This window comes from Pseudomonas sp. ML2-2023-3, assembly GCF_037055275.1.
In the GTDB taxonomy this organism is placed as follows: domain Bacteria; phylum Pseudomonadota; class Gammaproteobacteria; order Pseudomonadales; family Pseudomonadaceae; genus Aquipseudomonas.
In genome coordinates this window covers 306247-318684 of the sequence record NZ_CP146343.1, presented here as the reverse complement: position 1 = coordinate 318684, position 12438 = coordinate 306247, and the positions used below count along the sequence as shown (strand labels likewise).

Annotated in this window: 13 protein-coding genes and 1 pseudogene; 13 read left to right on the top strand and 1 reads right to left on the bottom strand. The window is 60.1% G+C overall.

Annotated features, from left to right (window positions below; all coding sequences use genetic code 11):
- Positions 1-72: 72 nt before the first annotated feature.
- The 12 genes and pseudogenes from V6P94_RS01350 to gspM all read left to right on the top strand — a co-directional run bounded on the left by V6P94_RS01350 (position 73) and on the right by gspM (position 10032).
- On the top strand, positions 73-585 hold the full coding sequence (locus tag V6P94_RS01350) for a cytochrome b/b6 domain-containing protein (protein ID WP_338648924.1): 513 nt from the start codon (positions 73-75) through the stop codon (positions 583-585).
- 101 nt (positions 586-686) lie between these two features.
- On the top strand, positions 687-1175 hold the full coding sequence (locus tag V6P94_RS01345) for a type II secretion system protein N (protein ID WP_133076787.1): 489 nt from the start codon (positions 687-689) through the stop codon (positions 1173-1175).
- A gap of 9 nt (positions 1176-1184) precedes the next feature.
- Positions 1185-3110: a type II secretion system secretin GspD gene (gene gspD, locus V6P94_RS01340; protein ID WP_405046734.1), complete on the top strand. Its 1926-nt coding sequence runs from the start codon at positions 1185-1187 to the stop codon at positions 3108-3110.
- Positions 3107-4579 (top strand): type II secretion system ATPase GspE, encoded by a 1473-nt coding sequence (gene gspE, locus V6P94_RS01335; RefSeq protein ID WP_338648923.1) that lies wholly within the window; start codon positions 3107-3109, stop codon positions 4577-4579. The genes gspD and gspE overlap by 4 nt, the downstream gene beginning before the upstream one ends.
- Positions 4580-4581: 2 nt before the next feature.
- Positions 4582-5793, top strand: coding sequence for a type II secretion system inner membrane protein GspF (gene gspF / locus V6P94_RS01330; RefSeq protein ID WP_338648922.1), 1212 nt, complete (start codon positions 4582-4584; stop codon positions 5791-5793).
- 3 nt (positions 5794-5796) lie between these two features.
- On the top strand, positions 5797-6237 hold the full coding sequence (gene gspG / locus V6P94_RS01325; protein ID WP_338648921.1) for a type II secretion system major pseudopilin GspG: 441 nt from the start codon (positions 5797-5799) through the stop codon (positions 6235-6237).
- A gap of 3 nt (positions 6238-6240) precedes the next feature.
- Positions 6241-6729, top strand: a complete 489-nt coding sequence (gene gspH, locus V6P94_RS01320) for a type II secretion system minor pseudopilin GspH (protein WP_338648920.1) — start codon at positions 6241-6243, stop codon at positions 6727-6729.
- Positions 6719-7087: a type II secretion system minor pseudopilin GspI gene (gspI, locus tag V6P94_RS01315; protein WP_338648919.1), complete on the top strand. Its 369-nt coding sequence runs from the start codon at positions 6719-6721 to the stop codon at positions 7085-7087. Before gspH ends, gspI begins: the two co-directional genes overlap by 11 nt.
- Positions 7080-7647: pseudogene (gspJ, locus tag V6P94_RS01310) on the top strand (type II secretion system minor pseudopilin GspJ). Before gspI ends, gspJ begins: the two are co-directional and overlap by 8 nt.
- Entirely contained in the window at positions 7647-8501 is an 855-nt protein-coding gene (locus V6P94_RS01305; RefSeq protein ID WP_338648918.1) for a type II secretion system protein GspK, read from the top strand. Before gspJ ends, V6P94_RS01305 begins: the two are co-directional and overlap by 1 nt.
- Positions 8501-9592 carry a type II secretion system protein GspL gene (gspL, locus tag V6P94_RS01300; protein ID WP_338648917.1) on the top strand — a complete coding sequence of 364 codons (1092 nt, stop codon included), beginning with the start codon at positions 8501-8503 and terminating at the stop codon, positions 9590-9592. The genes V6P94_RS01305 and gspL overlap by 1 nt, the downstream gene beginning before the upstream one ends.
- Entirely contained in the window at positions 9589-10032 is a 444-nt protein-coding gene (gene gspM, locus V6P94_RS01295) for a type II secretion system protein GspM (RefSeq protein WP_338648916.1), read from the top strand. The genes gspL and gspM overlap by 4 nt, the downstream gene beginning before the upstream one ends.
- A gap of 2 nt (positions 10033-10034) precedes the next feature.
- On the opposite strand, the gene V6P94_RS01290 is transcribed toward gspM, so the two are convergent.
- A complete protein-coding gene (locus tag V6P94_RS01290; protein WP_405046745.1) occupies positions 10035-11213 on the bottom strand; it encodes an MFS transporter in 1179 nt (392 codons plus the stop codon).
- Positions 11214-11434: 221 nt separating this feature from the next.
- Here V6P94_RS01290 and V6P94_RS01285 point away from each other — a divergent pair, with 221 nt between their 5' ends.
- The gene (locus tag V6P94_RS01285; protein WP_133076733.1) at positions 11435-12334 is read left to right on the top strand and encodes a LysR family transcriptional regulator; all 900 of its coding nucleotides are present in this window, start codon (positions 11435-11437) and stop codon (positions 12332-12334) included.
- The last annotated feature ends 104 nt before the right edge of the window (positions 12335-12438 follow it).

The window sequence follows — 12438 nt, the reverse complement described above, 5'->3', positions numbered from 1 at the left end:
CAGTCCTGAACAACACCGGGCTGTTTATCATGAACAGCCCGGTTTGTTGAAGAGATCAGGGAATAAGCTTCGATGAAGACTATTAACTACTCGACATTGCAGAAAGTGCTCCATGGGTTCTCTGCAATGTTGATTATTTGGTTGATGGCGTCGGGTTTTTATATAGGGCTTGTCGCTGAGGCAGTCAGTTATAAGCAAGTTATTGGCAGCATGAATGTTTCGTTAGGGCTGCTGTTGACACCCGTTTTTATACTCAGGTTTTGTGTGTCCTTTGGTCGAGGTTGTCCGGCTACAGTGGACGTTAATAATCTTGCGCCATGGCTGGCTTTTTTTATCCATACCCTGCTGTATCTGACGGTTGTAACGGTTCTGGTTTCAGGTGTTTTGATGATGGACGTACCGATCAGTTTTTTTAATATTGTGAGTTTCCCAGCGCCCATGGAAAACAGCCAATTGCATGAATTATTTGCCCTTATTCATACACAAGCCTGCGCAGTATTGGTGTTGTTGGTGAGTGTGCATGTGGCAGCGGTGATCAAGCACCACTGTGCAGGCCGACCCATCATTAAACGCATGTTTTCGTAACGCACAATTAACTGCAGGGCCTGGCGGGACTGCAAAGGCACCCAGGTGAGACAGTCTTGAACAGTTTTAAGCGCGTGATTAGCCGTTATGGGGCATCTGCAATGAGCGGGGGGCTGCTGGTATTGCCTTTGGTCTATGGCAGTTATCTGGCATGGCAAGAACTGCAGTATCGCGACGCCTTGGGCCCGGCCCGCGAGTTTGCTCCTGTCAGTGCGCCGGTTGTGCCTGCGGCCCAGCCTTTTAAAGCCCAAGCCATTGCCACGGTGATGGGCCTGAACACCCAGGCCGCCTGGGTGCCGAGCGCGGAAGCCTTGCAGTTGCGGGCCAGTTTTGTATCGACTCAAGGCCCGTCTCAAGCGCTGTTGGCTGGCGCACAAGGCAGCCGCTTTTACTCGGTAGGTGATCTTTTACCCGGTGGCAGCGTTTTGCGTCGTGTCGAGGTTGGCCATGTAGTGCTGTGGCGAAATGGTCGTGAAGAGCGCCTCACGCTCAAGCCCGCCAGTCGGCATGTGTTACCTGCATCAGCTACCGGCAGCCCTGACCCGCTAGCCACTTCAGTCCATCTGCGGCCCCTTGTTGGCCAGCCATAGAGAAATGCCATGACCCCATTCAATACGTTAAGCATCGGCCAATTTTTGGCATGCGGGGTCATGTCCTGCGCGCTGCTGTTTCACACCTCGGCCACTGCCGCCGGGCAGTACTGGAAGTTGGCAATGAAGGATGCCGAGCTGCGTGATGTGGTGCAGGAAATGTCTGCGGTACTGGGCACTACCGTGGTGCTCGATCATCGGGTGCAGGGGCGGATCACGGTAATCTCCGAGCAGGAACTGGATCGGGAAGGCGTGCGCCGGTTGTTCTACGCAGTGCTGGATGCGCAGGGGTTCTCCGTCATCGATCAAGGTGATCGTTTATTGATCATTCCAGTAGCCGAGGCCAAGGCCCAGGCAGGGAATACGGATACCCGATCTGCCCCGGCCCAGGCATTTGTTACCCGTGTGATCGAACTCAATGCCAGCGTTGCCGCCGACCTGGCAGGCCTGTTGCGGCCTCTGGTGTCGAACAATGGCTATGTGGGGCCTTCGGCCTCGACCAATGCGCTGGTCATCACCGACACCGTAGCCAATACCCGGCGTATTACCGATATCGTGCGTCAGCTGGATGCCGGTACCCGTTATGGCCATTCCGTGGTCGAGCTTAAACATGGGCTGGCCAGTGACATCGCCAAGGTCATGGAGCAGTCACTGGATAAAAAAGCCACGGGCGCGAGCAGCCAGGTGATTGCAGACATGTCGGCCAATCGTCTGGTGATTTTGGGCAGTGAAGCCATGCGCAAGCGTTTAAGCGCGCTGGCCCGTTCGCTGGACACACCGGCCAACGCCCAGCAAGAAAACTCGCGGGTCATTCGTCTGCGTCACAGTGATGCCAAGCTGTTGGCCGAGGTACTGCTGGCCGTGGGTCAAGGCATGAAGCAAGAGACCGCCCTGGCCGGTGCCAGCCAAAAAGCGTCGTCTCGCGAGGTGATGGTGGCGGCCGATCAAAGCCAGAACGCCTTGGTGCTGATGGCTGATCCCGCGCAGGTCAGGACCCTTGAAAGCATCGTGCGCCAACTCGATCAGCCTCGCTCACAGGTGTTGATCCACGCCGCCATTGTTGAAATTTCCGGGGATATTGTTGAAACCCTTGGCGTGCAATGGGGAGTGAACACCGGTGGTGCCACGGGCGGGATCAGCTTTCCCGGCACCAACATTCAGATCGGTGCCTTGTCCGCGAGCAATGCGAAACTGCCTGAAGGAGGCGTGTTGCAAGTGGGCGGCGATCGTTTCAATGCGCTGATCTCGGCCCTGGCCAGCGATACCAACAACAATGTGCTGTCCACGCCCAGCCTGCTGACGCTGGATAACCAGGAAGCCGAAATTCTGGTGGGGCAAAACGTACCGTTCAAAACCGGCTCCTACACGGGCTCTGGCGAGAATTCCAACAACCCCTTTACCACCGTGACCCGCCAGGACATCGGCATTAGTCTCAAGATCAAACCTCACATCAACGATGGCAGTTCGCTGCGCCTGGAAGTCGCACAGGAAAACTCCGAGATTGCGCCTTCGTTGCAAGGCATCGACTCGACCGATTTGATCACCAACAAGCGCGCTTTAAAAAGCACCATCCTGGCTGAAGACGGCGAAATCATCGTGATTGGCGGGTTGATCAAAGACAGTGTGCGCACCCAAGTGAGTGGCGTGCCATTGCTGCGCAGCATTCCGTATCTGGGTGCGTTGTTTCGCTGGAACAAGGATACCCACACCAAAACCAACCTGATGGTGTTTTTGCGCCCGACCATTGTGCGCAGCAAACAGGACCTGCGTGAGATCAGCGAAGCCCGCTACAACACCTTGCGCAACCTGAGCCAGCCCGCTGGCAAAGACAAAAACGCTCGGTTGTTGCCCAGCAAAGCGAATCAAATGTTCGACGCCAGGCTGCAAGATCCATCGGCGGTGGATCTGCGTCAGCCCAAAGCCCAGCGCCCATGACTCTGATCCCCGCACGTTTGCCATTCAGCTTCGCCCGACGTTTCGGGGTGCTGCTGGACGCCTCTTCAATCCCGCCGATCCTGTTGGTTCGAGCAGACACACCCTTGAGCGCACTGGCCGAAGTGCGGCGCTGGGCAGGCCACGAAGTGACCGTGCAGGTGATCGCGGATGCGCAATTCGGCGAGCGCCTGGCCAAGAGCTACAGCGCCGGCCACAGTGCCGCCGAGCAGGTGGCCCAGGGGCTGGACGACGACCTTGACCTCATGAGCCTGGCCGAACAAGTCCCCCAGACCGCCGACCTGCTGGAGCAAGAAAATGATGCCCCGATCATTCGGCTGATCAACGCCTTGTTGCGCGAAGCCATGCGCGAGAAAGCCTCGGACGTACACCTTGAAACCTTCGAGCATTACCTGTCGGTGCGCATGCGCATCGACGGTCAACTGCGCGAAGTCCTCAGGCCCAAGCGCGAACTGGCCAACTTGCTGGTGTCACGGATCAAGGTCATGGCCCGGCTGGATATTGCTGAAAAGCGCGTGCCCCAGGATGGCCGCATCAGCCTGCGCCTGGCCGGGCATGAAGTGGATGTGCGGGTTTCGACCTTGCCCTCGGCCCACGGCGAGCGCGTGGTGATGCGTTTACTCGACAAGCAGGCCGGGCGCCTGGATCTCAAATGCCTGGGCATGCCCGCCGCCACCCTGAACCGGTTTGAGCGGATCCTGGCGCGTCCCCACGGGATCTTTTTGGTGACCGGCCCCACGGGCTCGGGCAAAACCACCAGCCTGTATGCCGCACTCAGCCATCTCAACCACCCGAACCGCAATATTCTGACGGTCGAAGACCCGGTGGAATATCACCTGCCGGGTATCGGCCAAACGCCGGTCAACACCAAGGCCGACATGACGTTCGCCCGTGGCTTGCGGGCGATTTTGCGCCAGGACCCGGATGTGGTCATGGTGGGTGAAATCCGCGACCGCGAAACCGCAGAAATTGCCGTCCAGGCGTCGTTGACCGGGCACCTTGTGCTGTCGACCCTGCACACCAACAGCGCCATTGGCGCAGTGACCCGGCTGGTGGACATGGGAGTCGACGCCTACTTGCTGGCTTCGTCCCTGGTCGGGGTATTGGCCCAGCGCCTGCTGCGCACCCTGTGTCCCGACTGCAAAGTCCCGTACCCCGCCGATCCTCCAGCCTGCACCCGGCTGGGACTTGACACCCAAGCCGCCCCGACCCTGCATCGCGCCCAGGGTTGCAGCCACTGTCAGCAAGGCTACCGTGGGCGCACCGGCATCTACGAACTGGTCAGCATCACCCCGGCCCTGGCCGATTTGATCCACCAGGGTGCCAGCGAACCGGACTTGGCACGGGAGGCGCGCCAACGTTCCCCCAGCCTGTTTCAAGACGGTCAGCGATTGGTGCTTGAAGGCCTGACCAGCCTCGATGAACTGCTGCGCGTCACCCAGGCGGACTGAGCATGCCAGCCTTTGACTATCAGGCGCAGGACGCCAATGGACGCACCTGCCGAGGCCAGCAAGAGGCCGACAGCGCTCGCCATGCACGCCAGATACTGCGTGAGCGGGGCTTGCGCATCACCCGTTTGAGCGGGGCTAAAAAAAGCCGCCCTGGCGGTCGGCATGGGCAGGCGGGTACGCGGCTTGGGGTCACTGACCTGGCCTTGCTCACACGCCAGCTGGCGACCCTGATTCATGCCGGTCTGCCACTGGAAGAAGCCTTGTCCGCGGTGACCGCGCAAAGTGAAAAAACGGCGGTGAGCAACGTCTTGGCCGCCGTGCGCAACCGTGTCACGGAAGGTCATGCACTGGCCACAGCGCTATCGGCGTTCCCGCGTGCATTCCCGGAGCTGTTTCGGGCAACGGTGGCCGCCGGTGAGCGCAGCGGCCATCTGGGCCATGTGCTGGAGCAACTGGCCGACTACACCGAAGCCCGCCAGGCCTCGCGCCAGAAAATTCAGCTGGCATTGGTCTATCCAATGATCCTGATGTTCGCCTCGGTGGCCATCGTCGGCTTTTTGCTCGGTTACGTGGTGCCCGACGTGGTCAAAATATTTATCAACAGCGGCCAGCCTCTGCCCCCGTTGACCCAGGCCATGATCGCCATGAGCAACGGTTTGCGCCGCTACGGCTGGCTTCTGCTGATGCTCCTGATGGCGGGTACAGGCGCTGCTCGCTGGGCCTTGCGTCAACCCCGGCTGAAGCTGCGCTGGCATGTACTGCAACTCAACCTGCCGCTGGTGGGCCCGGTGCTGCGTGCGATGGAAGCCGCACGCTTTGCCAGCACCCTGGCGATTTTGGGCAAGAGCGCCGTGCCGTTGGTGGATGCCCTGGAAATCTCGGCCACGGTGATTGCCAACCTGGCCATTCGCCAACGCATGCTGGATGTCGCCCGTTCCGTACGTGAAGGCGGCACCCTGGCCCGAGGGCTGGAGCGCAGTGGCGATATCCCCCCGATGATGCTGCACCTGATCGCCAGCGGCGAACGCGCCGGTGAGCTGGACAGCATGCTGGCGCGCGCCGCCGAGCAACAGGAAAAAAACCTCGCGGCGCGCATCGCGCTGGTGGTGAGCTTGTTTGAACCGATCATGTTGGTGCTGATGGGCGGCGTGGTTTTACTGATCGTCATGGCCATCCTGTTGCCCATTCTTAGTCTTAATCAACTGGTGAATTGACTGATGACACTCCCTGAAAAATCCTCTCAACGCGGCTTCACCCTGATTGAAATCATGGTGGTCGTGGTGATTATCGGCGTACTCGGCGCCATCGTGGTTCCGCAATTCATGAGCCGTCCGGACCAGGCCAAAGTGACCGCTGCGCGCACCGATATTCAGGCGATCGCCACCGCCCTGGAAATGTACCGTCTTGATACCTTCAACTACCCCTCCACCCAGCAGGGCCTGGAAGCTCTGACCAAACAGCCCTCTGGCAGCCCGGTGGCGAAAAACTGGAACCCCCAGGGGTATCTGAAAAGCATGCCGCTGGACCCTTGGGGCACGCCTTATCAATACCTGAATCCGGGCACTCGCTCGGCGGGTTATGACCTGTTTTCCTTTGGCTCCGACGGGGTGCCTGGCGGTGAAGGGTATGGCGCCGATATCGGCAACTGGGGCAACTGAGGCATGCGTCGAGCGGCGGCCGGTTTCACCCTGATCGAGCTGATGGTGGTCATGGTGTTGATCGGCGTGCTCGTTTCGATGGTGCATATCAGCCTTGGCGACAACAACAGCCGCAACGCGCGTCAGGAAGCAGACGTCTTGCTTGGCCTGATCCACGGCTTGCGCGAAAAGGCCGTGCTTGAGGGGCATGAATATGGCCTGCGGCTGGAACCCGGGGCCTACCAACTGATGCGCTTTGAAGGTGAGCAGTGGCAGGCAGTCGAACCATGGGTGTCACTGCCTGTGGGGCTGGTACTGGCGCTGACGCTGGATGGTCAGGATCAGCCACTGATAGCGGGTTCGGTCACGCCGCAGTTGTTGTGGTTGAGCAGCGATGAAAACACGGCATTTGAACTGCACCTCGACAGCCCGCCGCAGCGCTGGCGCAGTATCGTTAGCGACGGCCTGGCTGATGCCGTGATTGACGTACCCGAGTCCCGACATGAACGCTGAAAAAGGCTTCACCTTGCTGGAAATCATGATTGCACTCGCCGTGTTCGCCACGCTGGCGGCGGCGCTCATGTCTGCCAGCCAGTATGTGCTGGGGCAAAGTGCGCGGGTTGAGGCCCGGCTGTTTGGCGCCTGGCTGGCCGACAACCACCTCAGCGAATTGCAGCTGCAAACCCCGCCACCGGCGCCGGGGCAAAAAACCCTTCACTTGAGCTATGCACAACGCGACTGGCGCGTGAGTCAACGCATCGTGTCCGAGCCTGGCACGGGTTTGCTGCGGGTTGAGCTCAGCGTCAGCCCGGCGGGCAGCGAACAGACTGTGCAATCGGTGACCCACTGGATCGGCGCCACACATGACTAAGCCACAGGCGGGTTTTACGTTGCTCGAACTGGTGATCGCCATCGCGATTTTTGCGTTGCTGGGCATAGGCTGCTGGCGCTTGTTTGACGCCATCGTGCGCGCCGAGCGCAGCAGCAGTGCTCACGAACAATCCCTGCGCAGCTTGCAGCTTGCAGCGTGCCGTTGCGATGATCGAGCGCGATGTGTTGCAGGTCCAGACCTCGGCCAGGCAGCCGGGCTTCAGGGTGTTGCCCAATGAACTCACCCTGCGCCGAGGCAATTGGCGCAACCCGCTGGGCCAGCCGCGCAGCGAGCTTCAAGACATCAGCTATCAATTCGAAAACGGTGTGCTCTGGCGCTACAGCCAAGGTGTGGATTTGCCCGTGCTGCAAAAACAAAAACTGCTTGGCGATGTGCGTGACATGAGCTGGCGCTTATACGACGAACACACCGGTTGGCGCAGCGATTGGCCCACCGGCAAGGCGGCCCCCAAGACAGCGCCCAAAGCCCTGGAAGTCCAGTTTTCGGTCGGGCGATTTGAGCGGGTTCGTCGCGTGCTGTTACTGCCGGAGGGGGAGTAATGCGCAAGGCCCAGCAAGGTATCGCGTTGCTCACCGTTTTGCTGGTCATGAGCCTGGCGCTGTTGATCACCGCGGGCATGCTGCGCAGCCATCGACTGGCCTTGCACGGCAGCGCTCAACAAATGCACCAACTGCAATTGCGCCAGTTGAGCATTGCCGGAGAATCCTGGGGGCGTCAGCGCTTGCGCGATATGCTGGTCGATCCAAAAGCAGTCGTGGCCGCGGGGCAAGGCTGGGCCACGGGGACACCGGCACTGGACAGCGAAAATGCCCGGATTGAGGTGCAGATCGAAGACCTGGCCGGGCGCTTTGACATGACCGCCTTGCTCGGCAAAGCGCCCGTCGATGAAGTGATCGCCCAACGCTGGTTGCGCCTGCAAACCCTGCTTGAAGTCACCCCCGTACCCGCCAGTACCCTCCAGGGGCTGAGCCTGAGCGATATCAGCCAATTGCGTCAGGTACCCGGCGTCGACGCCCGGTGGTTGACGCGCATGCAACCCTGGCTCGCGTTGTTGGGCAGCGGCGGGCTGCTGAACATCAACACCGCGTCTGCCACCCTGCTGGCGACCCTTGAGGGCGTGACGCCAGACATGGCGCGCAGGCTTGTGGCCGAGCGTCCGTTGCAAGGCTACGCCAGCGTGCAGGACTTTACCTTTGTACCCGCGCTGATCGGGCTTGGGGTCCAAAGCCAAGGCCTGGGGATTGGCAGCCGCTGGTTTCGGATCAGCACCGAGGTGCGACTGGGGCAAAGCCGTTTGCGCCTTGAAAGCGATATAGCGCGAAATCTTGAAACCGGGAAGTGGCACCTCCTGCAGCGGCGCTTTTTAGCGCCCCAACACAGCGAATCCTCTTGATGAACAGTTGGCTTTATCTCACGGTCGAAGGCTTTGCCCACAGTGCTGATCCAGACTTCGAGCACGCCCGCGTAATCGTCTGGCGCGACGGCGCCCCCCTTGAAAACACCTCACTGAGCGCGGCTGCGGCCGGACTGAAAGACCATGAGGTGAGATTGATCCTGCCGATGGAGATGTGCACCTGGCTATTGACGGAACCTTGGCCCGGCAGGCGTCGGCCCAGCGTGCAAGCACTGGCCTTCGCCGTGGAAGATCAACTGGCGGGGGACCTTGATGAGCTGCACATCGCCGTCGGCCCGGCGGATGCCCAGCAGCGCTATCCATTGCTGATTACCCATAAACAACGCTTGCAAGGGTTATTGGCACACCTGCATGAGCGTGGGTTGAACATCGTCAGCGTGCAGGCGGACGCCGACGTGTTACCCCACGATCAGACCTGCATGGCCTGGTGGGATGGGCGCTGGATTATTGGGGGGGCGTTGGAGGCCAGGCTGGCGTTGACAGAGCAGGCGCTGGCGGCTGTAAAAAGCGCTTTGCCCACGCAACTGATCAAGCGGGACATCGATTGCAACGCTCCCCCCGAAGGCGCTATCGACCTGTTGCAAGGCGAGCTTCGTCGTCAGATGAAGGGGCTAGCGTGGCGGCGAGTCGGTGCCGGGTTTTTGATCATATTTGCCCTGGCATTGGGCTTCACCCATTTGCGAAGCAGTTTTCTGGAAGGTGAAGCGGCGCGCTTGCAGGCCCTCAGCGAACAGCGCTTCAAGACCCTCTACCCCGAACAAACCCGTATTGTTGACCTGACCGCGCAACTCAGGGCACTGCAACAACAAGCGGCTGCCCCGCACAGTGGTCATATGGCGCGGCTGGTGCAACTGACTGAACAGGTGATAGGTGCCAGCAGTGTTGAAGTGCAACAGATGGAATGGCGCACGGATGTCGGCTGGGTACTCACTATCACCGCCGCCAGCTTCGCCGAGCTTGAATACCTGCGTACGCGGGGTGTGCAGAACGCACTGCCCGTCATCTTGGGCACTGCCAGCCAGCAGGGCAGCCGGGTGCAGGCATTACTCACCCTGAAGGACGTTATATGAAACCCCATCTGCGTGAGCGCTGGCAGCACTTGTCGCGTCGAGATCGTCAACTGTGTGGCGGGCTGGCGGTGTTTTTGCTGGTTGTATTCTGTGCCTATGGGCTTTGGTTGCCGGCCCAGCAGAGGTTGGTGGCGGCTCAAGGGCTGTACCTTAAGAACGTGGCACTCGCGGATGAAGTCCAGCGGGCCAGGCCAGCGTCAGCCACCGAGGATTCTGGTCAGCCGTTGGCCGCTCGCTTGAGCGAAAGTGCTGCGAGTTCGGGGTTGAATGTCGAGCAGTTCGAGCTGGACGCCGGTGTTGTACGTATCACCCTGAGCGGGGATGCGGTTGCGGTGCTGGTCTGGCTCAACCGCATCGAACAACAGGGCGCCCGCTTCGAAAGTCTGAGCCTGGAGAAGCGCGACAGCAGCCTCCAGGCCCGGCTGCAGATCAACAACTGACGCTACAGGAGGCGGGTATTGCCCGGCAGCACCGGCAATCGGGCCAGATGCAGCGACACCAGCAGCGCAATCAGCAACATGCCGACGATAAACGCGCCAATACCGTTCCAGCCTGCGAGATGCCAGAACACGCCACCCAGGGTCCCGGCGACGCTCGACCCGGCGTAGTAGCTGAACAGGTACAGCGACGATGCCTGCCCCTTGGCTTTGATGGCCCGGCGGCCGATCCAGCTGCTGGCCACCGAATGCGCACCGAAAAAGCCGAACGTGAACATCAGCATGCCGATAATCACAAACGCGATGGGTTCGAGCAGGGTCAGTGCGATCCCGGCCAGCATCAGCACAATCACGGCCCAGAGCACACGGCGGCGGCCCAGCTTGTCGGCCAGCGCGCCAATTTGCGCCGAGCTGTAGATGCCCGACAGATAGACGATGGACAGCAAACCCACCAGCGCCTGATTCATGTTGTAAGGGTCAGCCAGCAGGCGATAGCCGATGTAGTTGAACAACGTCACAAAGCTGCCCATCAGCAAGAAGGCTTCGAGAAACAGCCACGGCAGGCCCGCATCGCGAAAGTGCATGGTGAACCCGTCCAGCAGGCTGCGCGGGTTCATGGCACGGGGGCGGAAGTTGCGCGACTCGGGCAGGATCTTCACAAAGATCATCGCGGCGGCCAGGGCCAGGCCGCCGATGACCAGCATCGCGGTGTGCCAGCTCACAAAGTCGATCAACACGCCACTGATCAACCGCCCGCTCATCCCGCCAATGGCGTTACCGCCAATGTACAAACCCATGGCCAAACCGATGTGCTGGGGGTGAATTTCTTCACTCAAGTAAGTCATCGCCACGGCTGCCAGACCGCTGAGCGACAAACCCACCAGCGCCCGGGTGATCAGCACGCCTTCCCAGGTCGGCATCATGGCGCTGAGCAATGTAAAGGCTGCGGCAGAAAACAGTGCAAATACCATCACCGGTTTGCGCCCAAAGGCGTCGGAAATAGGCCCGGTAATCAGCAGACCAATGGCCAGCATCGCCGTGGCGACCGACAGGATCAGACTGCTTTGTGCCGCATTGATCCCGTATTCATGGGACAGCACCGGCATCATCGGTTGCACGCAATACAGCAGCGCAAAAGTCGCAAAGCCCCCCGAGAACAGCGCCAGCACCGTACGCATAAACATCGGCGTGCCTTTCTCGATAAACACATCATTGAGTTGGGAGACAACATCATCCAGCGCAGACGGCGGGATTTCGTGGGCGAGCGGTGCAGCAGCAGTTTTCACGGGGACCTCAAATTGCGGTAAAGCCGAGCGGCAATGACGAAAGAATATAGGCAGCTAACGATTCTTTCCAATATATTGTTCGACCTGTTTGATAGGTTTAACGACTCAATGGAGCTTGTATGGAATTGCGCCATTTGCGCTACTTCATCGCCGTCGCCGAAGAGCTGCACTTCGGCCGGGCGGCGCAGTTGCTGGGTATCTCGCAACCGCCCCTGAGCCAGCAAATACAGGCGCTGGAGCAGGAACTGGGGGCGCGTTTGTTTGATCGCACCAACCGTCGGGTTGAGCTCAGTGAAGCCGGGCGATTGTTTCTGGAAGAGGCGCGACTGGTGCTGGCCCAGGTCGACAAGGCGGCCGATGTGGCCCGTCGCGCGCAGCTGGGTGAACTGGGCGAATTGAAGATTGGCTTTACCTCCTCGGCACCGTTCAATTCCAGCATTCCCCAGGCCATTTTTGCGTTCCGCCAGGCGTTCCCGGCGGTGCACCTGAACCTCAAGGAAATGAGCAGCCGCGAGGTGGCTGAGGGGTTGGTGGATGAGACCATTGAAGTCGGCATCATGCGTCCGCTGGCGTTGCCTGAGTCGTTAAGTGCCGTGGAGTTGTTTCGTGAGCCGCTGGTGGCGGTGATCCGTGCCGATCACCCCTTGGCTGAAGGCAGTGACCATGGCTTGCAGTTGGCGGCGTTGGCGGATGAGCCTTTTGTGTTCTTCCCGCGCAGTTATGGCAGCGGTTTGTATGCGCAGTTATTGAGCCTGGCGCGCCAGGCGGGTTTCAGCCCGCACTTTTCACAGGAAGCGGGTGAAGCCATGACCATCATCGGGCTGGTGTCGGCGGGGCTGGGGGTGTCGGTGTTGCCGGCGTCGTTCCAGCATATGCGCATCAAGGGCGTGGTCTATCGGCCGCTGCTTGATCCTGATGCCAATACGGCGGTGTGGCTGGTGCAGCGCAAGGGCAGCAACTCACCGATGGCGAATGCGTTCGCGGATTTACTGACCCGTAAAACGGTGGCCAGGGTTTAGGGCTGCCAGGTTTTTTGTGGGCGCTGACTTTACGACTGCTGCGCAGCCTCGCACAGCTCGTCAGCGGCTACAGATTTTGTCGCCAACCCCGCGTTGTAGCCGCT

What these genes read in the sequence shown, in the direction of transcription:
- gspF (WP_338648922.1), top strand. Translation starts at nt 4,582, where the DNA reads ATGCCAGCCTTTGACTATCAGGCGCAGGACGCCAATGGACGCACCTGC.
- V6P94_RS01345 (WP_133076787.1), top strand. Translation starts at nt 687, where the DNA reads ATGAGCGGGGGGCTGCTGGTATTGCCTTTGGTCTATGGCAGTTATCTG.
- gspE (WP_338648923.1), top strand. Translation starts at nt 3,107, where the DNA reads ATGACTCTGATCCCCGCACGTTTGCCATTCAGCTTCGCCCGACGTTTC.
- V6P94_RS01285 (WP_133076733.1), top strand. Translation starts at nt 11,435, where the DNA reads ATGGAATTGCGCCATTTGCGCTACTTCATCGCCGTCGCCGAAGAGCTG.
- V6P94_RS01350 (WP_338648924.1), top strand. Translation starts at nt 73, where the DNA reads ATGAAGACTATTAACTACTCGACATTGCAGAAAGTGCTCCATGGGTTC.
- gspD (WP_405046734.1), top strand. Translation starts at nt 1,185, where the DNA reads ATGACCCCATTCAATACGTTAAGCATCGGCCAATTTTTGGCATGCGGG.
- gspI (WP_338648919.1), top strand. Translation starts at nt 6,719, where the DNA reads ATGAACGCTGAAAAAGGCTTCACCTTGCTGGAAATCATGATTGCACTC.
- V6P94_RS01305 (WP_338648918.1), top strand. Translation starts at nt 7,647, where the DNA reads ATGCGCAAGGCCCAGCAAGGTATCGCGTTGCTCACCGTTTTGCTGGTC.
- gspM (WP_338648916.1), top strand. Translation starts at nt 9,589, where the DNA reads ATGAAACCCCATCTGCGTGAGCGCTGGCAGCACTTGTCGCGTCGAGAT.
- gspL (WP_338648917.1), top strand. Translation starts at nt 8,501, where the DNA reads ATGAACAGTTGGCTTTATCTCACGGTCGAAGGCTTTGCCCACAGTGCT.
- V6P94_RS01290 (WP_405046745.1), bottom strand. Translation starts at nt 11,213, where the DNA reads ATGTTTATGCGTACGGTGCTGGCGCTGTTCTCGGGGGGCTTTGCGACT.
- gspG (WP_338648921.1), top strand. Translation starts at nt 5,797, where the DNA reads ATGACACTCCCTGAAAAATCCTCTCAACGCGGCTTCACCCTGATTGAA.
- gspH (WP_338648920.1), top strand. Translation starts at nt 6,241, where the DNA reads ATGCGTCGAGCGGCGGCCGGTTTCACCCTGATCGAGCTGATGGTGGTC.